Source organism: Falsiruegeria sp. JB4-1 (assembly GCF_055693495.1).
The window spans coordinates 1,408,116-1,430,600 of record NZ_JBVFTZ010000001.1; the positions used below are offsets into that span (position 1 = coordinate 1,408,116).

The window sequence follows — 22,485 nt, forward strand, 5'->3', positions numbered from 1 at the left end:
CACAGCCTATCCACCAAAATAGAAGTTTCATATTTCTATCAAATACTTAGGCTGTCAATCTCACCTTCGCTCAGCGCGTGGAAAAACCTGCGGGCCAAAGTCGGTGAGTTTGTCGATATGAGAAAATAGATTGAGATACAGGCTGCGCATTGCGTGGCTCATGACACGAACTGCATTTACCCCGGGATGATACGTTTCGAATTCAAGACCGTCGACACTGATCACGGCATGTTTGCGCAGGCAAATGTGGAACAATTCGACAGGGGTAGGCGGTGATGTCTCGATTACATTCATACCATCAACGAATTCCTGCACTGGCGTCAGGATCGGTTGACCATTGGCGATAGCGCGCAGGTGACCGGGTGTCGACAAAAGCCGCGCAGATGGACCCGCGATAACACCAGACATCGGGCGCTGCATTCCAAAGGCATCTGCCATAAAACGAGTTAACCTATGAGTACGACCCCGTTGATCCGCCTTGCCCGGAACGAGGGTAGTTGACCCCTTCCAGACGACTTCCTGTGCCGACCCGTCCTGTGTGATCACGTGGTCCCCAGGTAGTAGATCTTGAATAGCCATCGGGCCTTTGTCTGTGTCGACCAGAGATCCACGGCTGAATGCACAAAATGCGTTTTCAAACAAAGGAAGTGCCGGAGCAATCTGTCGTGTTTCGACAATGTTTCCGTTGCCGAGAAGGCTGGTGATTTGATAGCGGCGCAATTGGGGCCGCGTCGGCGCGCGAAGGGCAGCAGGATCTTGAAGAATTGTGCTTGTTTCAACGGCATTCCGCGCCGCCCGGGCAAGCGAGTGGGGAATCGTCATAGCGTATTCGGCCCTTTCTTTTCGGGTCGCATCTGCGTCGGCCCCCACCGACAACGTCAGATGGACAGTTTCGGTGTCCACATCTGAATCGGCTTCGAATATGCCGAACGTCGTTTCAAATTGTCAAAAAAACTTCTGTTTTTGGGGCTTGCTTTGCAGACAGTGTGGCCGACCTCAGGTTTTTGTTTCCAAGTTGGCGTTCAATACGCCGGTTTTTTGAGTTCTGCCCCAAACCCGCCTCACCATTTAGGTGAGACGGGCTCTTGCGCCCGGCCGGTCAGGGGCAGCGTCCGGCGACGGGTCCGTAGGGATGGCAATCACACTGCCATCACATGGTTATGCGGTTTTGGTTTGGCGAAGCTCAGGCTCGGCTTTGCGGCGTGCGATCAATGCGGCACGGCGTGCGCCTCGTGTCCAAGGCATCTGAACCTCACATTTTGATGCTTCTTCCACGATGGAACTCAGAAAACGTGACTTGGATTTCATGGTTGGTCTCCTGCCTTGGACCTGGCCCCCCGGCCGGTGTCTTGTGTCGTTGTTGAGACCAATATCACCTTGTATTGCGGCATCTGTTTGTCTGATCCGGGGAAAAATGGCGCGCTCACGAAAAACCTATATTCAACAAGGTTTGAATATTTTCAGGTTGATGTAATTATTTGTTTTTGAACTGAAAAGTGAACTCTAGGTGCGAATTAGCGTCAAGATACTCACAGTCCAGATAGTCAATTGTGGCCAAACCGGATCCTTTGGCGCCACAATCTTGGCAGCCTCTACAGCCTTATGGTTGAAATTAGGCGGCCGTAGTCAGCTTCCTTGGCATGTGTGGTTCGACGATAAGAGTAGAATCGATCCGGATCTGAATAGGTACAGTGACGAGTCCATTCTGCGTGCCCTATTCCGGCGCGCCGCAACCGATGAAGGCCATAGCTGGGTAGGTCAAACTGCATCCGGTCGCCGTTGCCGCCAGCAAAGAACCGGCTGTTTTCGGTATCGTGCATCAGGAAATTGTCCAGAAATTCAGGGCCAACTTCGTAGGCTTGCTGTGAAATCGACGGACCAATGACGGCGACTGTGTTCTGTCTGCTGGCACCCAATGCCTCCATTGCTTCAATGGTTGCTTCCAGAATCCCGTCCAAAGCGCCCTTCCAACCAGCATGAGCTGCACCGACGACACCGGCCTCCGGATCAGAAAACAATACGGGTTGGCAATCCGCAGTCAGGATCGACAGTACAATGCCAGGTTCTGCCGTGACCATAGCATCCGCACGTGGTTGATCCATTGAGGTGGTTGAAACCGTTACAACGTCGGCCGAATGAACCTGATGAACCCCCATGAGATTATCGACCGTTGCTTCCATGGCTTCGGCTACGCGCGCGCGATTGATTGCCACGGCTTCCTTCTGATCCGTCGAGCCCGTTCCGCAGTTCAGTCCATGAAAGACACCGGACGATGCACCGCCGCGACGCGTGAAGAACCCATGATGCACGGGTGCGAGAAGGTCTGATGTCAGAATTTCCAGCGTCATGTTTCCAATCCGGGCGGTGGCGATGTCCGGGCTGGAAATACGCCCAGAACTTTGAACAGGTTTCCCATTTCTTCGGGGTGCGTCAACCTGCGATGTGCGCGGATTAGGGACTCCAGCTGTTCGCCTTCCGATTGGTCGGCCAAACTTCGCGCACGCGCCGTTATACCGAGCCGTTCCAAAAATACGCCCTGTGTTGTGAGGCGGCTGTAGTTACACCCGACTGCTTTGACGGCATCTGCAAGTGCTTCAAAGTCAACATGCGCAGTTAAATCTGCTCGTCCAGGGGTAAGAAGGGGGTTCACAAATGCATGGTTTGTCATGGCTTGAAACGTGTCCCCAACCGACCGCCAATCTCCATAGTCGATCACCAGCGCCACACCGCCATGTCCAGCAATGCGTTCTGCAACCTCTCGCATAATACCAGGCGCAGTCTCGCAAATTTCGACAAGATCTCCATCCCGCGTATCCTCAAGGCGCGGCGCCAGTGCCGCTTGCGCAGCCTGCGCACCGCGTCCAAACGTCAAGGTTCCCGTATCGGACAGCCCAACCAGTCGCTCGGTCCAGCCCGAACCAGTGCGAATGAATTGTCGAACGGGCAAGGCGTCAAAAAACTCGTTCGCGACCAGAAAGAGAGGAGCGTCGGGCAGTTGGGAGGTGTCGTCCAGCCAGACAGGAGAATATTCCCGTAGGGTTTCAGCCTGGACTTTCCGCAGGCGGGAAGAGGCCTCGATCAGATGTATTTGCGCCGCTTCTTGAAATCCAGGTACCTTTTGCGTTGCTCGCAAAGCATCCAGTAAGAGTGTTCCGCGCCCGGGTCCCAGTTCAGCAAGGGTAAAGTGGTCTGGCCGCCCTTGGTCCACCCAGGTCTGCGCCAGAGACAGTCCCAGAAGTTCTCCGAACATCTGGCTGATCTCTGGGGCCGTGACAAAGTCACCTTTGGTTCCAAACGGTTCATGTACAGCGTAGTACCCGAACTTTGGGTGAAGAAGGCATTCGCTCATGTATTCAGCGATCGTTAAGGGGCCCGACTGCTGAATGCGCTCTTTCAACAGAGCCATGAGCGTCATGTAACTGGCACCTTTTGGGCGCGGGACTTGGCTGACCAGATAAACCAGAGACCCAGAGCGATCATGGGCAAACACAGGATTTGTCCCATCGTCAGCCCGTATCCACCAACATGCCATGCAAGTCCAAGAGGATTGCCGGGGGACACAAATTGCGCGTCCGGTTGGCGTGCAAATTCGACCAGGAATCGTGCGAGTCCATACCCGGATAGGAAGACGCCGACTGCAAACCCCGGCATCTTAAGCGCACCACGCCGATAAACGAGCCACAAGAGGACGATCCCGAGAATCAACCCCTCCAGCGCGGCTTCATAAAGTTGCGACGGATGACGCGCGCACAAACCGACCACATTAGGGCAGTCCTGCGCCGATGCTCCGGGAAAGATGAAGGCCCATGGCAGGTCGCTTGGGCGTCCCCAAAGTTCGGCATTGATGAAATTTGCCAGACGACCCAGAAGAAGTCCGGGCGGTACTGTATGAGCCACAAGATCGGTTAGACTAAGTTTTGGAAGGTTGTGACGCACCGCGTAGATCCAGCTTGCAATCACTACCCCCAACAAACCCCCATGAAATGACATTCCTCCCTGCCAGACCATCAGGATCTCGGTGGGGTTCTGGACGTAATAAGCAGGCTGATAAAACAGGACAAAGCCGATGCGACCCCCAAGGATCACTCCAAGAATGATCCAGGTGAGAAGATCCTCGATCTGCTGGGCCGTCATTGGCGGCGTGTCGTTAGGCCACAATGTTGGACGTCGAACAGCCGCCACGGCAAGACGCCAAGCGATCAGAATGCCTGCGATATAAGCCAGGGCATACCAGCGCAGCGCAAAGTCGAACCCGAATACATTGATCGAGAACAGTTCGGGCGAAAAGTCGGGAAAATTCAGAACAGCCTGCATGTGCGTCTCAATGCCTTTGCCGATAGGGGCAAGTCAACCTTGTGGCTGACCTAGTTGTTGCCCATATAGGAGGCAACTTCGATACGGAGAAGACAGATGCAGACTCGCAACAAGATCCTTGATGATATTTCTCAACTGATGACCAACGCGATGGGGGTGGCCCAAGGCGCCAAGGATGAAGCCGAGACCGCGATGAAGTCCATGCTGGACCGCTGGCTCGCTGATCGTGATTTTGTAACACGTGAAGAATTCGACGCTGTCCGGGCAATGGCTCAGAAGGCACGCGAAGAAAACGAGGCTCTATCGGCGCGCATCGCTGCCTTAGAGGCGAAACAGAACGACTGATTTTGCGATCAGTAGGATCTGGGCCAAATCTAATGTGCCCACTTTCCCTGAAGTTGTCCGATAACAAGCCGTCGCGAGAGCCGTGGCGGCTTTCACGTCGCGGTGTATTCTGCCACAGACTGTGACAATCGCAAGAAAAAGCTGATTTTTTTGTCGATATTTTGGGTTGCGTGTCGAGTTGCCCACAACTTATTGGCTTTATCCCCAAAAATAGGGGTTGCCAGATTTCTGACTACACCGCACCATATCTAGTAGAGACACGGGGGCTCGCCCCGGTTTCTAGAGCAGGCAACTAGCGCTGGGGCGCTGCCAGCCCCGACACGCTAGAGATCAGTGAGGTGGCACCATGGCCCTTTCCGAGCAGTATCTGGAAGATGACATTCATCCCATCGACATCGTCGAACATCTGGCCGAACACCATGATTGGGAGTTCGACCGCATCGGGGACGACCAGATTGCTATGGCCGTCGAGGGTCAGTGGCGCACCTATTCCATAACTCTGGCCTGGTCAGGTTACGATGAAACCTTGCGGATGGTCTGTACTTTCGAAATGGAGCCACCGGACGAAGCGGTGCCACAGCTTTATGAATTGCTGAATGCGATGAATGATCAGTGTTGGGCGGGTGGGTTTACCTATTGGGCCGAACAGAAGCTGATGGTTTACAAATACGGTTTGGTTCTGGCTTAGCGGACAGGTGGCTAGTCCCGAGCAGATTGATACAATGATCAATGCAGCCGTATTGAGCGCGGAACGCTATTACCCAGCAATCCAGCTAATGGTTTACGGTAATCGCACGCCTGCAGATGCCATGCAGGTGGCCATTGCAGAGGCCTACGGCCGGGCGTAAAGCTTTGCCCTGAACCACGTCGAAGGGGAGGGGCATTTTCATGGACATTTCACATGTGGCAGACCGGGGGCTGGTGCTTTTGGGCTGCGGCAAGATGGGCTCGGCGATGCTGGCAGGTTGGCTCGATGGAGGGCTGCCTGCTTCGTCGGTTTGGGTAATCGACCCCTATCCGTCGGATTGGGTCAAGGCGCGGGGCGTTCATGTGAACGCAGAACTGCCGACGGTTCCGGCCATCGCACTGATTGCCGTAAAACCACAGATGATGGGCGAAGCGCTACCTGCGATGCAGGCGCTTGGCAATGGTGAGACGTTGTTCGTCTCGGTTGCAGCAGGTACGTCAATCGCGACTTTTGAGGAGGTTCTGGGCGATCGAACCCCCATCGTGCGTGCGATGCCCAACACGCCGGCGGCGGTGGGGCGCGGGATCACCGCGATGATCGGGAATGAAACCGTCTCTGACGCGCAATTGGATTTGGCCGAGAGTTTGCTGGCTGCTGTAGGCCAGACAGTGCGTCTGGAGAATGAGGCTCAAATGGACGCTGTCACAGGGGTCAGCGGCTCGGGTCCAGCTTATGTGTTTCACCTGATTGAAACGCTGGCGGCTGCAGGTGTGGCCCAAGGGCTACCAAATGAGATGGCGATGCAACTGGCCAAGGCGACAGTGGCGGGGGCTGGCGCGCTGGCAGAAACGGCGAACGAAGACCCCAGCCAGTTGCGCGTGAACGTGACGTCTCCTAACGGAACGACACAGGCCGCGCTTGAGGTGCTGATGAGTGAGGAAGACGGGTTTCCACCACTGCTGAAGCGCGCTGTGTCTGCAGCTACAAACCGATCCAAGGAGTTGTCAGGTGGCTGAGATCAGTTTTGACGATTTTCTAAAAGTTGACATTCGCGTAGGCGAAGTCGTCCGCGCCGAGGACTACCCCGAGGCGCGCAAGCCTGCGATCAAGATGTGGATCGATTTTGGCGGAGAAATCGGCGAGCGTAAAACGTCAGCCCAAGTGACGGCGCATTACGACCCGTCCAGCCTTGTCGGTAAACAGGTCATGGCAGTGGTCAACTTTCCTCCGCGCCAGATTGGCAAGTTCATGTCCGAGGTTTTGGTTCTGGGCCTACCGGACGAACACGGCGAGATTGTTCTGATAGGCCCTGACGGCAAGGTACCGTTGGGGGGCGGATGCACTGATGAAACTGTGGATCACACGCCCGATGCCTGCCCAAGTCACGGCGCGCGCCAAGCGTGAATTTGACGTCGAGATACGGGACAGCAACCTACCATTATCCCTGGAAGAGATGCACCGGGCACTGACAGAGTTTGACGTCGTGATGCCAACGCTTGGAGATCAGTTCTCCGCAGAGGTATTTGAAACCGTGTCCAAACCAAGGTGCGGTCTATTGGCGAACTTTGGTGTTGGATACAATCATATCGACGTGAATGCTGCCCGAACGGTAGGGGTTGCAGTGACGAACACACCGGGCGCTGTCACGGATGCGACGGCTGATTTAGCCATGACCCTGATTCTGATGACCGCGCGCCGTGCGGGCGAGGGTGAACGCCTTGTGCGAGCTGGATCCTGGTCAGGTTGGAACCCCACCCAGATGCTAGGTCTTCATGTCACCGGAAAATCCGTAGGCATCGTTGGAATGGGCCGTATTGGTCAGGCAATAGCTCGTAGGTGCCACTTCGGTTTCGGCATGGATGTAAGTTATGTTGCAAGAAGCCAAAAAACCTAGAGTTTCCCGCGCATCGTGCCGAAAACCTGCACGAGCTGTCCGGGGATGTGGATGTATTGGTTGTCTCTGTTCCGGGTGGCGTGGAAACGCGACATCTGATTGATAGGTCGGTCCTTAGCGCAATGAAGCCAACGGGGCTATTGATCAATATTGCCCGCGGCGAAGTTGTGGACGAGCAAGCCCTGATATCTGCCCTTGAGGCAGGTGAAATCGGTGGTGCAGGTTTGGACGTGTATGAATTTGAACCTTCCGTTCCAGATCGTCTGTGCAATCTGGAAAATACGGTATTGTTGCCTCATCTGGGCACGGCAACCGAAGAGGTGCGGAGCAACATGGGTCACATGGCGCTGGACAACGTTGCGGCCTTTGTGACCCGCTCCGAATTGCCAAATAGGGTTGAGTAGCGGGAATCAGTTCGCTCCAGCCAGATGGACAGCATCAATAATATTCCTGGCCGCCGGGGCCGGTGGTGCGATGCAAGGGATGCTCAAATAAGCTTTGGGCATCGGTGACCGAAGTATGGGGCAGGTGCGTGGGAACGGGTTTAGGCCTTATTCCCCCACCGCTTCGCGCCAGTGTTTTCGACAGAGTGAGACATAGGTTTCGTTCCCGCCGATCTGCACCTGATCGCCTTCGAGCAGGGCGTTCCCATTTTCGTCCTGTCGGATGACCATGGTCGCTTTGCGCCCGCATTCGCAGATTGTTCGAACTTCGCGCATTTCGTCGGCCAGAGCCAGCAGCGTTGCCGATCCGGGGAACAGCTTCCCCTGAAAGTCAACTCGCAAGCCATAGCAAAGAATAGGAATATTCAGATCGTCAACAACACGGGCCAACTGCCATACCTGCGACTCACTCAAGAATTGTGCTTCGTCGACAAAAACACAGGCAACCGAACCAATCGACAGCCTGCGCTCAATCATTGCAAACACATCATCTTCGGGACCAAAGACATCCGCTTTCGATTCTATACCGATCCGCGAAGCAATGCGTCCGACACCTGACCGGCCGTCCAATGCGGCTGTCATCAGATATGTGTCCATTCCACGTTCCCGGTAGTTGTGCGACGCCTGTAGCAGAACCGTCGATTTACCAGCGTTCATGGTTGAATAGTTGAAGTAGAGCTTGGCCATGTGTCACGGTCTAAGGTGCCGCTGCGAACGGGACAAGATGTCAGTCACAAAGGTGGGACAAAAAACCGTAACGGGGCCATCACCGGGACGGGAGAGTCCGTAAGACGGGCTTACTGGGGAAGGACAGCACGCAGTTGTCCGATGATGGCACCCTGCATCGCGGCGCGATGTTTAACCATTGAAGCCAGTGCTAGGAAACCTGCCTGGACATCCACTCGTTACCGGCCCGAGAAGCGGCCGCTCACTCACTCTTAAAACCCCTGAAAACCTGAGGGATAGCCAATGTATGACATTTGGACTAGAACTCATGAATGGGAAATATTTCGGGCCTTTCCCCTACGCAACGGGGCGGGCCTGATGGTTTGGGAAAGGTTGCAGATGGCCGATATCGGGTCTTACCTCAAGAAACACACCGAAGCATTGGTCAAGGATGTTGGAATTGAGGCTGCTTGTGAACTGACCGGAAAGTCCAAAGCGACACTCGGTAGATACTATTCTGAAAATGCAGAGCATGCTGACCGTTTTATGCCGGTAGATGCGGTAGGTCGACTGGAGGCTGCGTCTTCTTATCCACATGTCACGTCGGCCTTGGCCGAATTGCGAAACATTACGTTGTCATATGATGATCGTCAGCCGAACCAGGAGAGAAATGGTGGTGTGAACGCGGATGTAATCGCGCTCAGCCAAAGGTTTGCAATGCTGATGAGCGAGTATCAGTCCGCCATCGAAGACGGTATCATTACCGTAAACGAAGCCAAACGATTGCTCCGCGAAACGGTTGCATTGCAGCAGGTGTTGATCGACATGAAACTGCATCTGGAAGAAGAAAGCACTTAATCAACTCAATTCGAGTTGTTCGCCGCGAAAGGCGCGCCGTTTGCGCGCCTTTTTGACTGAACGTGCGAAAGTTCGAAAGGGCAGACGCTCAGGTGTGGCGGCGCAGGATGACCGACCCAACAGAGTAGCCCGCGCCAAATGAGCAAATCAGCCCAACATCGCCATCGGCAAGGTCATCCGAGTTCTGCGAGAACGCGATAATCGATCCGGCAGAGGATGTATTGGCATAGTCTTGCAGGATGTTGGGTTGTTCGCCAGCTTCTGGCGTTCGGCCCATGACCTTTTTGCCAATGAAGTCATTCATGGACTTGTTGGCCTGATGCAGCCAGATGCGTTTCAGATCGGTGTTGACGACATTATTGTCTTCCATGTGTTCGGTGATGTGTTGGCTGACCATAGGCAGCACCTCTTTGAACACTTTTCGACCGTTCTGCATAAACTGCATGTCGCGCCGGTCCTTCAGACCGTCGGGCCGTGATCGGCGCAGGAAACCGTTGTTGTTGCGGATATTGTTCGAAAACTCGGTTGCACAACGGGTCGACAAGATCTCAAAGTGCGGGCCGGTAGCGTCCTCGACTCGTTCGATTAATGTGGCAGTGGCCACATCGCCAAAGATGAAATGGCAATCCCGGTCGCGCCATTCCAAATGGGCCGAGCAAATCTCGGGATTGACCACGAGGGCTGACCGAATCGAGCCCGAGCGCACCATGTCCGCTGCGGCCTGAATACCGAAGGTGGCAGAGGAGCAGGCGACATTCATGTCAAAGGCAAACCCTTTGACCCCCAAAGCCTCTTGTATTTCGATGGCCACCGCTGGATAGGCCCGTTCCAGGTTTGAAGCGGCACAAATCACGGCGTCCACGTCTGCGGCCGTTTTACCTGCTTGTTGCAATGCCTTGTTTGCAGCGTCGACGGCCATCTCGGTCATGATCCCGGGTTCATCATCACTGCGTTGACGCAGCAAGGGATGCATCACATCCGGGTCAAGCACTCCAGATTTGTCCATGACGAACCGTCGTTCGATACCGGACGCCTTGATGATGAACTCTTCTGACGAATGTTGCATCGGTTCGATTTCGCCTGCCGCTATCGCGTCAGCGTTCAGGGCGTTCATCTTGTCCGCATAGGCGTTGAAGGCTTCGACCAGTTCGGCGTTTGTGATGACTTGCTCTGGTGTGAAAACGCCAGTCCCGGTGATCGCGGGTGTGTACATTGCGGACTCCTGAAATGTGCCGGATTTGCACAAAATGCGTGCATAATGGCTTTGGATCAAGAGGAGGTTCCCCAGCGGAACCCTGCGGATGCCGTGAATTTCTTGCTTCGATTGTTGAATGTTTTGAAAAATGAAGTATATCGCCCAAATATGTTGGGGCAGACATGATGACCGAAGACGAATCTTTTGTGCTGGATGGGCTCAGCCCGGAAATTCAGTCAATGATGGGGGTCTATGCGCTTTACTGGAAAGTAGAGGAAAGCATTGATGACCTTCGCGCTGACCTGACCCAGCAAGAATGTCACCTGTTGATCAAGTTGGATCGCCCCAAGCGGATGGGCGTATTGGCCTGCGACATGATGATGGCTCCGTCGACAATTACTGCGTCGGCTGATGCCCTGGAGCGGGCGGGGTACATCGTGCGACAAAGAGATCCCGACGACCGGCGCGCCTGGCTTTTGGTTCTGACCGAGCAGGGCGAAGCTGCGCGAAGTGATCTGGTGACCAAGGCGGGTGAGTTGTTTCGCCATGCCTCGGGGCTGAACCCACAAGAAACAGAGGATTTCGCGCGATTGGCCCGCAAGATCCGTGACAATATACTCAAGACAGGTATTCCCGAAGGATTAAAGAAATGAAACTCCTCCACACATTTGCTTTCGGATTGGCCATTCTGGCTGCGCCCTTGGCTGCGCAGGACACGCCCAAGCCCGTAAAGCTCCTTCGAGTTTCGGAAACGTCTCCCGGATTCTCCAGACAATTTTTTGGTCAAGTGGCGGCCCGACAGTCGGTTGATCTGGCGTTTCAGGTCGCCGGACAGATTGTCGAGTTCCCGGTGACCGAGGGCAATGTTGTACCCAAGGGTGGGTTGATTGCGCAATTGGACCAAGAGCCGTTTGAACTGCAGTTGAAACGAGCGCGTTTGCAGAAGGAACAGGCTGATCGTACCGTTGCCCGATTGAGCCGCCTGAAGGGCACAACGGTCAGCCAGGTATCACTGGATGATGCCGAAACGAATTCAGCTCTTGCTTCCATTGCTCTGCGCGACGCGGAATATGCATTGGAACATGCAACACTGACCGCGCCCTTTGACGCCTTGATCTCGCGTCGCAACGTGGCCGCCTTTACAACTGTTGCGTCAGGCAATCCGATTGTGCGCATTCATGACATGTCCGAATTGCGCATCGAAGTGGATGTTCCCGAGATCTTGTTTCAGCGGGCTGGGGAACAGGATGACGTAACGATTACAGCAAAGTTCCCCTTCAGCGACGAAGTTTTCCCATTGCAGATCCGTGAGTTCGACGCTGAAACCTCGAGCGTGGGGCAGACTTTTCGCATCAACTTCGGGCTGACCCCGCCTGAAAATCACCAGATCCTTCCCGGTTCGTCTGTAACGGTCACTGCGCATATTCAGGACGGTCGTGTCGGCATCGTGATTCCGCCTAATTCTGTGGTCACCACGCCAAATGGTGAAATTGGTGTGATGGTGTTCGAAGCAAGCGGAGAGGAAAGCGGTACGGTCCAGTGGACCAAAGTAGACATAGAACCCACCGTATCAGGCAACGTGCGCGTCACTAGCGGATTGTCAGATGGGGACGAGATCGTTGCCACCGGGGGGAGCGCGTTGACCGACGGACAAGCAGTGCGTCGCTTCACCGGCTTTGCGAATTGAAGGCCGAGCCATGAAGATTGCACGCGCATCCATTGAAAAACCTCTCTACACGTGGCTGATCATCCTGATCTCTCTGTTTGGTGGGATTTGGGGGTTCACCTCTCTGGGTCGACTGGAAGACCCGGCATTCACCATCAAACAGGCAGTGATTGCCACGCAGTATCCCGGTGCGACAGCCGAGCAAGTCGCGCTCGAAGTGTCTGAGCCATTGGAATCGGCCATTCAGAAGATGGGTGAGGTCGACAAGATCACATCGGTCAATCAGCCGGGACAGTCGTTGATCGAAGTCGAAATCAAATCGACTTATGACGGAACCGAACTCCCCGAGATTTGGACCAAACTCCGTGCCCGGGTGCGGGACGCCGCTCGAGGGTTGCCGCAGGGGGTCAGCCAACCCTATGTCAACGATGCGTTCGGAGACGTATTTGGCCTGTTCTATGCGGTAACCGCGGACGGGTATACAGATGCCGAGAAACATGAGCTTGCCACCTTTCTCCGCCGAGAGCTTTTAACCGTTAGTGGCGTGGCTGATGTCGAGGTTTCCGGGCTTCCAGCCGAAGCGATTTTTGTGGAACCGGACCTGTCCCTGTCGGTTAACCAGAACGTTCCTTTGAACGCGATTGCCAATGCGATTGCGACTGCAGATTCTGTCAAGGATTCTGGCATTGTGCGCTCTGAAACCGGTAAAACACAGATTTTGACAGCGGAAGGTTCGGACACAGTTTCTGCTATTGCCGGGCTTTCGGTCGGAACCCAAGGTAAGGTTATCAACCTTTTCGACATGGCGAATGTCTATCGCGGGCGTCAAACCGACCCCGAGTTGATTGTGCGGTTTGACGGTACAGAGGCGTTCACCTTGGGCATTGCCGGCCTAGCCACGGAAAACATTGTTGAGGTCGGCAAGCGTGTCGACGCAAAAATGGCAGAATTGGACAGTGATATCCCCTATGGGGTCAACGTTTTGCCAATCTATCAGCAGCATCTGGTGGTCGAAGAGGCCTCGAACAACTTCCTGGTGAACCTTGCCATGTCAGTCGCCATCGTCGTCGCGGTGCTCGCCATTTTTATGGGGTGGCGTGCGGCCATTGTTGTCGGCTCGACGCTTCTTTTGACCGTGGTGGGAACGCTCTTGTTCATGGCGATCTTCTCGATCGAAATGGAGCGCATTTCGCTAGGGGCGCTGATCATTGCAATGGGGATGCTGGTCGACAATGCCATCGTCGTCGCCGAGGGGATGCAGATCTCCATGCGACGTGGCAAGACCTCGGTCGAGGCTGCGGATGAAGCAGCAGGCAAGACACAAATCCCGCTCTTAGGGGCGACGGTTATCGGTATCATGGCCTTTGCTGGGATTGGACTCAGTCCGGATGCGACTGGCGAATTTCTGTTCTCGCTTTTTGCGGTGATCGGTATTTCGCTGCTACTCAGCTGGGTGCTGGCACTGACGGTGACGCCGCTTTTGGGTCACTACTTTTTTAAGCAGGGCAAAGGGGATGAAGGCGACGCCTATGGTGGGCTGATCTTCCGCGCCTATGGCGCAACCTTGCGCGCGGCGCTGAAGCTGCGCTGGTTGGTGATCCCGGGCCTTGTCGCCATCACGGCGGCCTGTTTCATGGGGTTTGGCCTGATGAAGCAGCAGTTCTTCCCGAATTCAAACACTCCGCTGTTCTTTGTCCACTACAAGTTGCCGCAGGGCACGCCCATCGACTTGACGTCGAACCATCTGGGTAAGGTCGAAGAATGGCTGGCCGAGCGTGACGATGTGGTATCCGTGACGACCTTCGTGGGGCAGGGGGCGACGCGGTTCATGCTGACCTATTCGGCGGAAAAGCCGAACCCCAGCTATGGGCATATGATCATTCGCACGGAAACGCTGGATGACATCCCGGCGCTGCAGGCGGATCTAGAGGCGTTCGGAACTGCAAAATTCCCCGAGGGCGAATTCCGCACCAAGCGGTTGGTCTTTGGCCCCGGCGGAGGGGACCCGATCCAGGCGCGGTTCTCAGGAAGCGACCCGCAGGTTCTGCGCGAGTTGGCCGCTGAGGCCAGCCAGCGCATGACTTCAGCATCCGACAACCTGATCGGTATTCGCACAGATTGGCGTGAGCAGGAATTGGCGGTTCGGCCCATCTATGCCACCAACCGGGCGCAAACAGCGGGCGTAACCCGCGATGACATTGCCGACATGCTGCTGTTCTCAACAGACGGGGCGCGCGGCGGTGTATTCCGCGAACGAGAGCGCTTGATCCCAATCATTGTACGACGCCCTGCCGATGGCGATTACAGTATTGTCGATCAGGTCGTCTATTCGCCGGTGTCAGAGAAATTCGTGCCGGTCGAGCAGATGGTTGATGGCTTTGAGTATGAGGTCATGAACACGCTCGTGCATCGCCGCGATCGTGTGCCGACCATCACCGTGGGCGCCGACATCCCACCCGACCTGACTGCAGCCCAGGTTCACGCCGAAGTACGCGAAACCGTCGAGGCGATGGAGTTGCCGCCGGGTTACAAGCTGGAGTGGGGCGGAGAGTTCGAAAGTTCGCGTGATGCACAAGAAAGCCTGGCCGGTCAGCTGCCGCTCAGCCTTATCATCATGGTTCTGATTTCGGTTTTGCTTTTTAACGCGATCCGTCAACCGGTGATCATCTGGCTGTTGGTGCCAATGTCGGTGAACGGTGTCGTCATCGGATTGCTTGGCACAGGTCTGCCGTTCACATTCACTGCATTGTTGGGCCTGCTCAGCCTCTCGGGTATGCTGATCAAGAACGGCATTGTTCTGGTCGAGGAAATCGATCTGGTACGCGCAGAGGGCAAGCCCTTGCGAGAGGCGATTGTCGAGGCCTCAGTCTCGCGTCTGCGTCCTGTGATGCTGGCCGCCGTGACCACGATCCTTGGAATGGCCCCACTGCTGACGGATGCGTTCTTTGTCTCGATGGCGGTGACGATTATGGGCGGTCTGGCTTTTGCCACCATCCTGACCCTGATCGCAGCACCGGTGTTCTATCTGGTGTTTTTTGCACGGGACGAGAAGCGCGAGATGGGAGCGTCATGATTAGGAAGGCCCTCCGCTAGAGTGGAGGGCTAACCGTTAGGCACTTGGTCTTTTAGGTGTCCATCACGTCTGAAACAGTCTTGGAGCAAGAGATGATGACATCACTGACCTCCACTCAGACTGCAGCCAATTCCGGCCAGAGTTTGGGGTCAAGGCCATCAAGGAAAGGTTTCAGAAGATCCTCCTGGCCTGGCCACTTTCCAACTGATCGACTGTGCACGGGTTGGCGCAGTTGGTACGCTGTCAGTGTTCTTACCGTGTTTGCGCTTGTTTCGGGATTCGCCATCGCGTCCAGCCAGGTCACATCACATAAATCTGCCAACCTTTTGCTGACAGATACGGGGTCAGAGACCACGTCTTCGTAGTGCACAACATGGATCTCGTTGGGATACAGGCGCTGCCACATTTGCATCATCTCTGCGTACAAATTGAAGCGATGCGCCATATCTGAAAAATCATAGGTATAGGCCAACGCCCCATCCGCGAAACGAGCGCGCCACATCGACAAAGCGGTGTCGCGTGGGTCTCTTTTGACGTGTATGATACGGCAGTCGGGATACGCGGTCTTTAGAAAGCCGATCATGCGATGGTTCTCGGGCATCTTGTCGGTATAGAACCTGCTGCTCTTGGCCTCTTCTGACAACTCAGCTTGGTCACGTCTGACAAATTCGTCCGCCGCCGTTTTGTCGAAGACAAGATTGCCGTCAACAACTGGATACAACAAGTCGCAACTGTCTCTTTCACCCAATGGGGATATGTCGGGATGGTTGCCCAAAATCGTTTCGATCAGCGTCGTCCCTGAACGAGGTAGGCCAAGGATGAAGATCGGGCAGGGGCCCTTGTGGCTCTCACTTTGCTCAGGGGGTTTGACATCGGCATACCGACCCATGATCTTGTCATTGACTGTCTGTTCGGATTTGCGCGAGTAGGGGGTGAGCTTTGCCATTTCACGATTGGCTGTAGAGAGGTAAGACTGTGCTGCTGCGTTGTCGCCCTTTTGCTCGGCAATAGCCGTGAGTGCAAACCCAAGAATGGCCCGGTTTCGACCCTTTGCACTTTTGAAAAGGCTCGCCACAGAAGGCTCCAGGCCTGCGTTGTCTTCGGCAGTCTGAAGTTTTGCCAGTTGATCAATCGTTTCCGGTTCACCGGGATTGAGAGCCAGTGCCCGGCGATACCCTTGGATGGCTTCGCTGCGAAACCCGGCTCCCAGCAATAGATTTGCCTGTTGCATGATGGCGCGCGGATAGTCTGGCGCAATGCTCACGGCCTGTTCTGCGGTCTGCGATGCAGCATCGTGTTCACCACGCTCAGCGTTCAGCATACTCAGCCTGATCCAAAGTTCGGGGTCGTTGGGCATCTTCGCAATTGCGTGCTCGACGTCTTCTGCAGCTTCTTTCAGGCGATTGCCTGCTTCAAGTATGTCAGCGCGAAGTAAATAACCCTGCACATCGTCGGGTTGCAGTTGCAAAAAGTGCGTTGCTGCCTCGGTCGCCGCGTCAAGTTGGCGTTCGGAAAATTTGGCCAAGGCCGTGAGTTTTGCAATTGCAGGATCATCAGGTAAGGCTGCAGATGCGCGGCGCAACACGCTAACAGCCTGTTTTGCTTGACCAAGATTAATCAGAGCGGTGGCATACGTCTTTGCCGCATCATGAAAGTCCGGGTCAAGTTTCAACGCTTTTTGGAAATTTGGTATGGCCTCTCTTTGTTTTCCTGCTGCGCATTGAGCAAGAGCGGAAACATGAAAAAGAGCAGGATGTTGACCATATCGGCGTATGGCCGCCTTTGCTTGAGCAAGGGCCTTTTTGGACTTTCCCTGACTCACCAAGCTGAACAAGCGGTTCAGTTCATTTTGCAGGGACATGGCGGCTCCTTTTGCTGTCTGCTTTGAACCTGCCTGCGAGCAATGCGCTTGACAAGGTGCGTCTGGGCCATTGGGAGCTCGAAAGAAACAAGCTCTGGCAATCTCTTGCCAGGGCTTGTGGTAAGACCAGGGTCAGCCTTGTAGCGACTTTACTTCAACGTCGCCTTCGGCTTGCGCCTTGATCGCCAACGCTGCAGCATGTGAGCCCGCGGCGGTGGTGAAGTAGGGGATCTTGTCGTAGAGAGCGATAGAGCGGATGGCCTTGCTGTCTTCGACCGCCTGCGCGCCTTCGGTGGTGTTCATCAGCAGTTGCACCTGACCGTCTTTGAGCATGTCGACCACGTCCGGGCGGCCCTCGTAGACCTTGTTGACGGTGTCACAGGGCACACCCTGTTCCGCCAGCCAGCTTTGCGTGCCGCGGGTTGCGACCAGGGTAAAGCCCTGTGCCACCAGTACTTGCGCCGCCTCAAGCATCAGCGCGCCCTTGTCGGCGTCTTTGATCGAGATGAAAGCACGGCCTGCAGACGGCAACACCATGCCCGCGCCCATCTGCGCCTTGAGGAAGGCGCGCGGGAAGTCGCGGTCCCAGCCCATGACTTCACCGGTTGAGCGCATTTCCGGGCCCAGGATGGTGTCGACGCCGGGGAAGCGGGCAAAAGGCATCACCGCCTCTTTGACCGAGAACCACGGCATGTTGGGGTCGGCCAGCGTCATCTGGTCAGCGATCTTGGTGTCCTGACCTTCCTTGTACGCGGGACGCTTGGGGAAGCTTGCGAGCTTCTCGCCCGCCATCACGCGCGCGGCGATCGACGCAATCGCGCTATCGGTAGCTTTGGCCACAAACGGCACGGTGCGCGAGGCGCGGGGGTTGACCTCGATCAGATAGATCTCATCGTCCTTGATGGCGAACTGCACGTTCATCAAACCTACGACGTTGAGCGCCTTGGCCAGTTTGAATGCCTGCGCTTCGATCTCGGCGATGATCTCTTTCGACAGCGAGTAGGGCGGCAGCGAGCAGGCACTGTCGCCCGAGTGTACACCGGCCTCTTCGATGTGCTGCATGATGCCCGCGACATGCACGTCGGTGCCGTCACAGATCGCGTCCACATCCAGTTCGACAGCGCCCGCCAGATAACTGTCGAGCAACACCGGGCTGTCACCGGACACCACAACCGCCTCGGCGATATAGCGTTCCAGCTGGCCCATGTCGCGCACGATTTCCATCGCGCGGCCACCCAGAACGTAGGACGGGCGGATCACCAGCGGGAAGCCGATGTCGTCTGCAATTTCCAGCGCCTGCGCATCTGTCGAGGCGATGCCGTTCCGGGGCTGTTTTAGACCCAGTTCGTTCACCAGCGCTTGGAACCGCTCGCGATCTTCGGCCAAGTCGATGGCGTCGGGCGAGGTGCCCAGGATCGGGATGCCCTCGGCCTCCAGCGCGTTTGCCAGTTTCAGCGGTGTCTGTCCGCCGTACTGAACGACCACACCGTGCAAGGTGCCGTTTTCCTGTTCTTTCGTCAGGATTTCCATCACATGTTCGAACGTCAGCGGCTCGAAATACAGGCGATCCGAAGTGTCATAGTCAGTCGACACAGTCTCGGGGTTGCAGTTGATCATGATGGTCTCATACCCGGCTTCGGTCAGTGCGAAGCAGGCGTGACAGCAGCAATAGTCGAACTCGATGCCTTGACCGATCCGGTTCGGACCACCACCCAGGATGACGACTTTTTTGCGGTCGCTGGGGCGCGCCTCGCACTCCACCTCGCCCATCATGGGCGCTTCATAGGTCGAATACATGTAGGGCGTCTGCGCTTCGAATTCGGCGGCGCAGGTGTCGATACGCTTGAATACGGCCGTGACGCCCAAGTTTTGACGGGCGCGGCGAACGTTGTCTTCGTCGCGGCCGGTCAGCTCGCCCAGGCGGGCATCGGTGAAACCCAGCATCTTGAGCGCGCGAATGCCTTCGGCGGTCACAGGCAGGCCGTCTTTGCGAATGTCGCGTTCGGCATCGACAATCTCGCGGATGCGGGCCAGGAACCAGGGGTCGAACATGGTGACGCCGTGGATTTCATCATCCGTCAAACCGTGGCGCATCGCTTGTGCGATGGTGCGCATGCGGTCGGGAGTCTGCTGGCTGATCGCCTTGATGACCGATGCTTTGTCGTCGGCCTCGTCCCACACACCCACGGTCAGGCCGGGGATTTCGATCTCGTTGAACCCGGTCAGACCCGATTCCATCGAGGCCAGAGCTTTTTGCAGGGATTCGTGGATGGTCCGGCCAATCGACATCGCCTCGCCTACCGATTTCATGGCGGTGGTCAGGTAAGGCTCGGAGCCGGGGAACTTCTCGAAGGCAAACTTCGGGATTTTGGTGACAACATAGTCGATGGTCGGCTCGAACGATGCGGGCGTGACCTTGGTGATGTCGTTGTCCAGCTCATCCAGAGTGTAACCCACGGCCAACTTTGCCGCGATCTTGGCAATCGGGAAACCGGTTGCCTTGGACGCCAGCGCCGAGGAACGCGATACGCGCGGGTTCATCTCAATCACGACCATACGGCCATCGGCGGGGTTCACGGCCCACTGTACGTTCGAACCGCCGGTTTCAACGCCGATCTCACGCAGAACGTTGATGGAATGGGTCCGCATGATCTGGAACTCTTTGTCCGTCAGCGTCAACGCCGGGGCCACGGTGATCGAGTCGCCGGTGTGCACACCCATCGGGTCTACGTTTTCGATGGAACAGACGATGATGGCGTTGTCGGCGGTGTCGCGCACGACCTCCATCTCGTACTCTTTCCAACCCAGCAGGCTCTCATCCACCAGGATTTGGTTCACCGGTGAGGCATCCATGCCCGAGCGGCAGAAGTGGATGTAATCGTCGCGGTTATAGGCCACACCGCCACCGGTGCCACCCAGGGTAAAGGCGGGGCGGATGATCGCGGGCAGGCCAATATCGTCCAGTGCTTCCAACGCAATGCGGACACCTTCGTCCAGGTCGGCAGCGCCGTTATCTTTCTTGGGGGCGGTCACGATGGTCGCTTTGGGATTTTCGATGCCCAGACGATCCATAGCTTCGCGGAACAGCTTGCGGTCTTCGGCCATTTCAATGGCGTCGCGTTTGGCGCCGATCATTTCGACGTTGAACTTGTCCAGCACGCCCATTTCTTCCAGAGCCAGCGAGGTGTTCAGGCCAGTTTGCCCACCCATGGTCGGCAGCAGAGCGTCGGGGCGCTCTTTTTCGATGATTTTGGCGACAACTTCGGGCGTGATTGGTTCGATGTAGGTCGCATCTGCAAGGCCGGGATCAGTCATGATCGTCGCGGGGTTCGAGTTCACCAGAATAACCCGGTAGCCTTCCTCGCGCAGCGCCTTACAGGCCTGTGCGCCGGAATAGTCAAACTCGCAAGCCTGACCAATAACGATGGGGCCCGCCCCAATGATCATGATCGACTGGATGTCGGTTCTCTTCGGCATGGCCTGGTTCCTTCGATTGTCCGCGAGTCAGGGCACCGCCCAAGCGCCCAAATTGTCCTGCGTTATAGGGACCGCGCGAAAAGGTGCAAGGGCCTTCGCAATATGACCGCTATTCGCCGCATTCCCCCTTTTCGTCGGCACGGATTTGAGTATACGGCAAGCCTGCCGAAATGGGGTCGAAATTGCAGATACGCTTTGATCAGGGGCCAGCGGGTCCGGGGACGACATTTGCCGAACCGGTGTATGTGGTGCGGGCGGATGAACCATGCCATGTATCTGATGCATTGCGTGAAATCGACGCCGCTCAAAAGAACGGTGCGTGGGTGGCGGGCTATGCCAGTTACGAGCTTGGCTATGCGTTGGAGGCCAAACTGGCAGGCAGGATGCCCAAGGGTCGCAAATTGCCGCTGATTTGCATGGGCGTCTATGGAGCGCCCGTTCAGCGACCTTTGGCCGCTGCTGGCGGTGGCATCACTGCGTTTGGGCCGCGTTGGGATGAGGCGCGATATGGGCAGGCATTCGCCAAGGTGCATGACGCGATCGGGGCGGGCGACATCTATCAGGCCAACCTGACCTTTCCGATAGATGTCGAGGTGGAGGGCACACCTGAGAAGCTTTATGCGGCGCTGTCTGAGCGCCAATCTGTCGGCCACGGCGCTCTTGTTCGCCAAAAAGGTCTGCCCGATATCCTCAGTCGCTCGCCCGAGCTGTTCTTTCGCACGGATGCAACTGGTGTGATCGAGACCCGGCCGATGAAAGGCACGCAACCCCGAAGCGCCAATACGGCCGAGGATGCGCGCCGCAAGTCGTTTTTGTCTGTGGATGAAAAAAACCGTGCTGAAAACCTGATGATCGTGGACCTGCTGCGCAATGACATCAGCCGTGTGGCACAGCCCGGTTCGGTCCATGTGCCCGAACTGTTCAAGGTGGAAACCTATGCGACCGTGCATCAGATGGTTTCGCTGGTTCGGGCCAAACTACACCCAAATACAGGACTTGCCGATATCCTGTGCGCGTTGTTTCCCTGCGGTTCGATCACCGGCGCGCCAAAAATCCGCGCGATGGAGCTTCTGTCTGATCTGGAACCTTGGCCACGCGACATCTATTGCGGCACTATCGGCTGGGCCGCCCCCGATGGGCGATCCGAATTCAACGTGTCGATCCGCACACTTTTGGTTGAAGGGGCAAATGCCACGCTGAACGTGGGTGGCGGCGTCGTTTGGGACAGCACAGCCCCGTCAGAGTATGAGGAAGCCTTATGGAAAGCCCGTTTCGCAAGCCAGCTGAGCCTGACTTCCGCCTGATTGAAACCTTTCGGATCGACCCGGAAACCGGCCCGCACAACCTGTCGCGTCATCTACGCCGCTTGGAGCGTTCCGCAAAAGTGTTCAATATCGGCTTTGATCGCCGCGCAACCGAAGCCTCTATTGGCAAAATAAAGGCAACCGAGGCTTTGCGGGCGCGTCTTACATTGGATGTTACGGGAAACACTGACATCACCACCGTTCCTCTCGGTCCAGTAGCCAGATCATGGACCGTGCAAATCGCCCAGCAACAGATCAACTCCGATGACATCTGGCTGCGGTACAAGTCCACTCGTCGTGCGCTTTATGACCAGGCCCGCGCCAACTTGCCCAAAGGCGTGGATGAGCTTTTGTTTCTGAACGAACGCGATGAAGTATGCGAAGGCACGATCACCAACGTCTTTGTCAAATTGCATGCAGGGCTGGTTGTCACGCCTCCCTTGAGCGGTGGATGCCTGCCTGGCGTACTGCGTCAAAGGCTTTTGGAAGAGAACAAGGTGATCGAGCAGGTTGTAACACCAACAGACTTGGAGCAAGCCCAATGGGTCACCGTCGGGAATTCACTGCGCGGGCAGATCGGGGTCACCTATCAGGAACCTGGCGGGCCGTCGAACTAAGCCCCTATTCTTCCTCTTGCCCCAAATACCCCGGGGGTTAACTAGCGCTAGGCCAAGAGGGGCTGGCCCCCTCAAACCGGATTT

General features: G+C 56.1%; 18 protein-coding genes and 4 pseudogenes. 12 read left to right on the forward strand and 10 right to left on the reverse strand.

The features are described 5' to 3' along the window. Positions 1-60 precede the first annotated feature (60 nt). The 5 genes from ACZ1HE_RS07215 to lgt form a co-directional block, all read right to left on the reverse strand. A complete protein-coding gene (locus ACZ1HE_RS07215; RefSeq protein WP_472620168.1) occupies positions 61-903 on the reverse strand; it encodes a Hint domain-containing protein in 843 nt (280 codons plus the stop codon). A gap of 255 nt (positions 904-1,158) precedes the next feature. Further along, positions 1,159-1,308, reverse strand: a complete 150-nt coding sequence (locus ACZ1HE_RS07220) for a hypothetical protein (protein ID WP_472620169.1) — start codon at positions 1,306-1,308, stop codon at positions 1,159-1,161. Positions 1,309-1,592: 284 nt separating this feature from the next. Beyond that, a complete protein-coding gene (gene pgeF, locus ACZ1HE_RS07225) occupies positions 1,593-2,348 on the reverse strand; it encodes a peptidoglycan editing factor PgeF (protein ID WP_472620170.1) in 756 nt (251 codons plus the stop codon). Further along, on the reverse strand, positions 2,345-3,415 hold the full coding sequence (locus ACZ1HE_RS07230) for a class I SAM-dependent methyltransferase (RefSeq protein WP_472620171.1): 1,071 nt from the start codon (positions 3,413-3,415) through the stop codon (positions 2,345-2,347). The genes pgeF and ACZ1HE_RS07230 overlap by 4 nt, the downstream gene beginning before the upstream one ends. Continuing rightward, the gene (lgt, locus tag ACZ1HE_RS07235) at positions 3,412-4,314 is read right to left on the reverse strand and encodes a prolipoprotein diacylglyceryl transferase (RefSeq protein WP_472620172.1); all 903 of its coding nucleotides are present in this window, start codon (positions 4,312-4,314) and stop codon (positions 3,412-3,414) included. The genes ACZ1HE_RS07230 and lgt overlap by 4 nt, the downstream gene beginning before the upstream one ends. Positions 4,315-4,410: 96 nt before the next feature. On the opposite strand from lgt, the gene ACZ1HE_RS07240 reads away from it, so the two are divergent. From ACZ1HE_RS07240 to ACZ1HE_RS07260, 5 genes and pseudogenes are all read left to right on the forward strand, one after another. After that, on the forward strand, positions 4,411-4,659 hold the full coding sequence (locus ACZ1HE_RS07240) for an accessory factor UbiK family protein (RefSeq protein ID WP_472620173.1): 249 nt from the start codon (positions 4,411-4,413) through the stop codon (positions 4,657-4,659). 346 nt (positions 4,660-5,005) lie between these two features. Continuing rightward, positions 5,006-5,507, forward strand: a pseudogene (locus tag ACZ1HE_RS07245) (type III secretion system chaperone family protein). A gap of 40 nt (positions 5,508-5,547) precedes the next feature. Beyond that, complete coding sequence (gene proC / locus ACZ1HE_RS07250; protein WP_472620174.1) at positions 5,548-6,363, forward strand: pyrroline-5-carboxylate reductase; 816 nt, start codon at positions 5,548-5,550, stop codon at positions 6,361-6,363. Beyond that, a pseudogene (locus ACZ1HE_RS07255) lies at positions 6,356-6,682 on the forward strand (tRNA-binding protein); the annotation flags it as partial. The gene proC and the pseudogene ACZ1HE_RS07255, both read left to right, overlap by 8 nt. 10 nt (positions 6,683-6,692) lie before the next feature. Beyond that, a pseudogene (locus tag ACZ1HE_RS07260) lies at positions 6,693-7,645 on the forward strand (2-hydroxyacid dehydrogenase). Between the two features lie 147 nt (positions 7,646-7,792). On the opposite strand, the gene ACZ1HE_RS07265 reads toward ACZ1HE_RS07260, so the two are convergent. Next, the gene (locus ACZ1HE_RS07265) at positions 7,793-8,371 is read right to left on the reverse strand and encodes a thymidine kinase (protein WP_472620175.1); all 579 of its coding nucleotides are present in this window, start codon (positions 8,369-8,371) and stop codon (positions 7,793-7,795) included. A gap of 378 nt (positions 8,372-8,749) precedes the next feature. On the opposite strand from ACZ1HE_RS07265, the gene ACZ1HE_RS07270 reads away from it, so the two are divergent. Beyond that, positions 8,750-9,208: a hypothetical protein gene (locus tag ACZ1HE_RS07270; RefSeq protein ID WP_472624387.1), complete on the forward strand. Its 459-nt coding sequence runs from the start codon at positions 8,750-8,752 to the stop codon at positions 9,206-9,208. 88 nt (positions 9,209-9,296) lie between these two features. On the opposite strand, the gene ACZ1HE_RS07275 is transcribed toward ACZ1HE_RS07270, so the two are convergent. After that, the gene (locus tag ACZ1HE_RS07275; RefSeq protein WP_472620176.1) at positions 9,297-10,421 is read right to left on the reverse strand and encodes a beta-ketoacyl-ACP synthase III; all 1,125 of its coding nucleotides are present in this window, start codon (positions 10,419-10,421) and stop codon (positions 9,297-9,299) included. A 167-nt stretch (positions 10,422-10,588) separates the two neighbouring features. On the opposite strand from ACZ1HE_RS07275, the gene ACZ1HE_RS07280 reads away from it, so the two are divergent. Genes ACZ1HE_RS07280 through ACZ1HE_RS07290 form a run of 3 tightly spaced genes read left to right on the forward strand, consistent with a single transcriptional unit; the run spans position 10,589 to position 15,142 of the window. Then, positions 10,589-11,056 carry a MarR family winged helix-turn-helix transcriptional regulator gene (locus ACZ1HE_RS07280; protein ID WP_472620177.1) on the forward strand — a complete coding sequence of 156 codons (468 nt, stop codon included), beginning with the start codon at positions 10,589-10,591 and terminating at the stop codon, positions 11,054-11,056. After that, entirely contained in the window at positions 11,053-12,090 is a 1,038-nt protein-coding gene (locus ACZ1HE_RS07285; protein ID WP_472620178.1) for an efflux RND transporter periplasmic adaptor subunit, read from the forward strand. Before ACZ1HE_RS07280 ends, ACZ1HE_RS07285 begins: the two co-directional genes overlap by 4 nt. 10 nt (positions 12,091-12,100) lie before the next feature. After that, positions 12,101-15,142, forward strand: a complete 3,042-nt coding sequence (locus ACZ1HE_RS07290; RefSeq protein ID WP_472620179.1) for an efflux RND transporter permease subunit — start codon at positions 12,101-12,103, stop codon at positions 15,140-15,142. A 115-nt stretch (positions 15,143-15,257) separates the two neighbouring features. On the opposite strand, the gene ACZ1HE_RS07295 is transcribed toward ACZ1HE_RS07290, so the two are convergent. After that, a complete protein-coding gene (locus tag ACZ1HE_RS07295; RefSeq protein WP_472624389.1) occupies positions 15,258-16,667 on the reverse strand; it encodes a sulfotransferase family protein in 1,410 nt (469 codons plus the stop codon). A 60-nt stretch (positions 16,668-16,727) separates the two neighbouring features. Continuing rightward, positions 16,728-16,814, reverse strand: a pseudogene (locus tag ACZ1HE_RS07300) (hypothetical protein); the annotation flags it as partial. On the opposite strand from ACZ1HE_RS07300, the gene ACZ1HE_RS07305 reads away from it, so the two are divergent. Continuing rightward, complete coding sequence (locus tag ACZ1HE_RS07305) at positions 16,781-16,972, forward strand: hypothetical protein (protein WP_472624609.1); 192 nt, start codon at positions 16,781-16,783, stop codon at positions 16,970-16,972. The pseudogene ACZ1HE_RS07300 and the gene ACZ1HE_RS07305 sit on opposite strands and share 34 nt — an antisense overlap. Positions 16,973-17,135: 163 nt before the next feature. Here ACZ1HE_RS07305 and carB read toward each other — a convergent pair whose 3' ends face one another. After that, on the reverse strand, positions 17,136-20,480 hold the full coding sequence (gene carB, locus ACZ1HE_RS07310; protein ID WP_472620180.1) for a carbamoyl-phosphate synthase large subunit: 3,345 nt from the start codon (positions 20,478-20,480) through the stop codon (positions 17,136-17,138). Between the two features lie 182 nt (positions 20,481-20,662). Here carB and ACZ1HE_RS07315 point away from each other — a divergent pair, with 182 nt between their 5' ends. Continuing rightward, positions 20,663-21,784, forward strand: coding sequence for an aminodeoxychorismate synthase component I (locus ACZ1HE_RS07315; RefSeq protein WP_472620181.1), 1,122 nt, complete (start codon positions 20,663-20,665; stop codon positions 21,782-21,784). After that, entirely contained in the window at positions 21,739-22,401 is a 663-nt protein-coding gene (locus ACZ1HE_RS07320) for an aminotransferase class IV family protein (protein ID WP_472620182.1), read from the forward strand. Before ACZ1HE_RS07315 ends, ACZ1HE_RS07320 begins: the two co-directional genes overlap by 46 nt. Positions 22,402-22,485 lie beyond the last annotated feature (84 nt).

Bases quoted from the DNA above. Each gene is read 5' to 3' on its own strand.
- ACZ1HE_RS07220 (WP_472620169.1), bottom strand. From the start codon at position 1,308: ATGAAATCCAAGTCACGTTTTCTGAGTTCCATCGTGGAAGAAGCATCA.
- pgeF (WP_472620170.1), bottom strand. From the start codon at position 2,348: ATGACGCTGGAAATTCTGACATCAGACCTTCTCGCACCCGTGCATCAT.
- ACZ1HE_RS07230 (WP_472620171.1), bottom strand. From the start codon at position 3,415: ATGACGCTCATGGCTCTGTTGAAAGAGCGCATTCAGCAGTCGGGCCCC.
- lgt (WP_472620172.1), bottom strand. From the start codon at position 4,314: ATGCAGGCTGTTCTGAATTTTCCCGACTTTTCGCCCGAACTGTTCTCG.
- ACZ1HE_RS07240 (WP_472620173.1), top strand. From the start codon at position 4,411: ATGCAGACTCGCAACAAGATCCTTGATGATATTTCTCAACTGATGACC.
- proC (WP_472620174.1), top strand. From the start codon at position 5,548: ATGGACATTTCACATGTGGCAGACCGGGGGCTGGTGCTTTTGGGCTGC.
- ACZ1HE_RS07265 (WP_472620175.1), bottom strand. From the start codon at position 8,371: ATGGCCAAGCTCTACTTCAACTATTCAACCATGAACGCTGGTAAATCG.
- ACZ1HE_RS07270 (WP_472624387.1), top strand. From the start codon at position 8,750: ATGGCCGATATCGGGTCTTACCTCAAGAAACACACCGAAGCATTGGTC.
- ACZ1HE_RS07275 (WP_472620176.1), bottom strand. From the start codon at position 10,421: ATGTACACACCCGCGATCACCGGGACTGGCGTTTTCACACCAGAGCAA.
- ACZ1HE_RS07280 (WP_472620177.1), top strand. From the start codon at position 10,589: ATGACCGAAGACGAATCTTTTGTGCTGGATGGGCTCAGCCCGGAAATT.
- ACZ1HE_RS07285 (WP_472620178.1), top strand. From the start codon at position 11,053: ATGAAACTCCTCCACACATTTGCTTTCGGATTGGCCATTCTGGCTGCG.
- ACZ1HE_RS07290 (WP_472620179.1), top strand. From the start codon at position 12,101: ATGAAGATTGCACGCGCATCCATTGAAAAACCTCTCTACACGTGGCTG.
- carB (WP_472620180.1), bottom strand. From the start codon at position 20,480: ATGCCGAAGAGAACCGACATCCAGTCGATCATGATCATTGGGGCGGGC.
- ACZ1HE_RS07320 (WP_472620182.1), top strand. From the start codon at position 21,739: ATGGAAAGCCCGTTTCGCAAGCCAGCTGAGCCTGACTTCCGCCTGATT.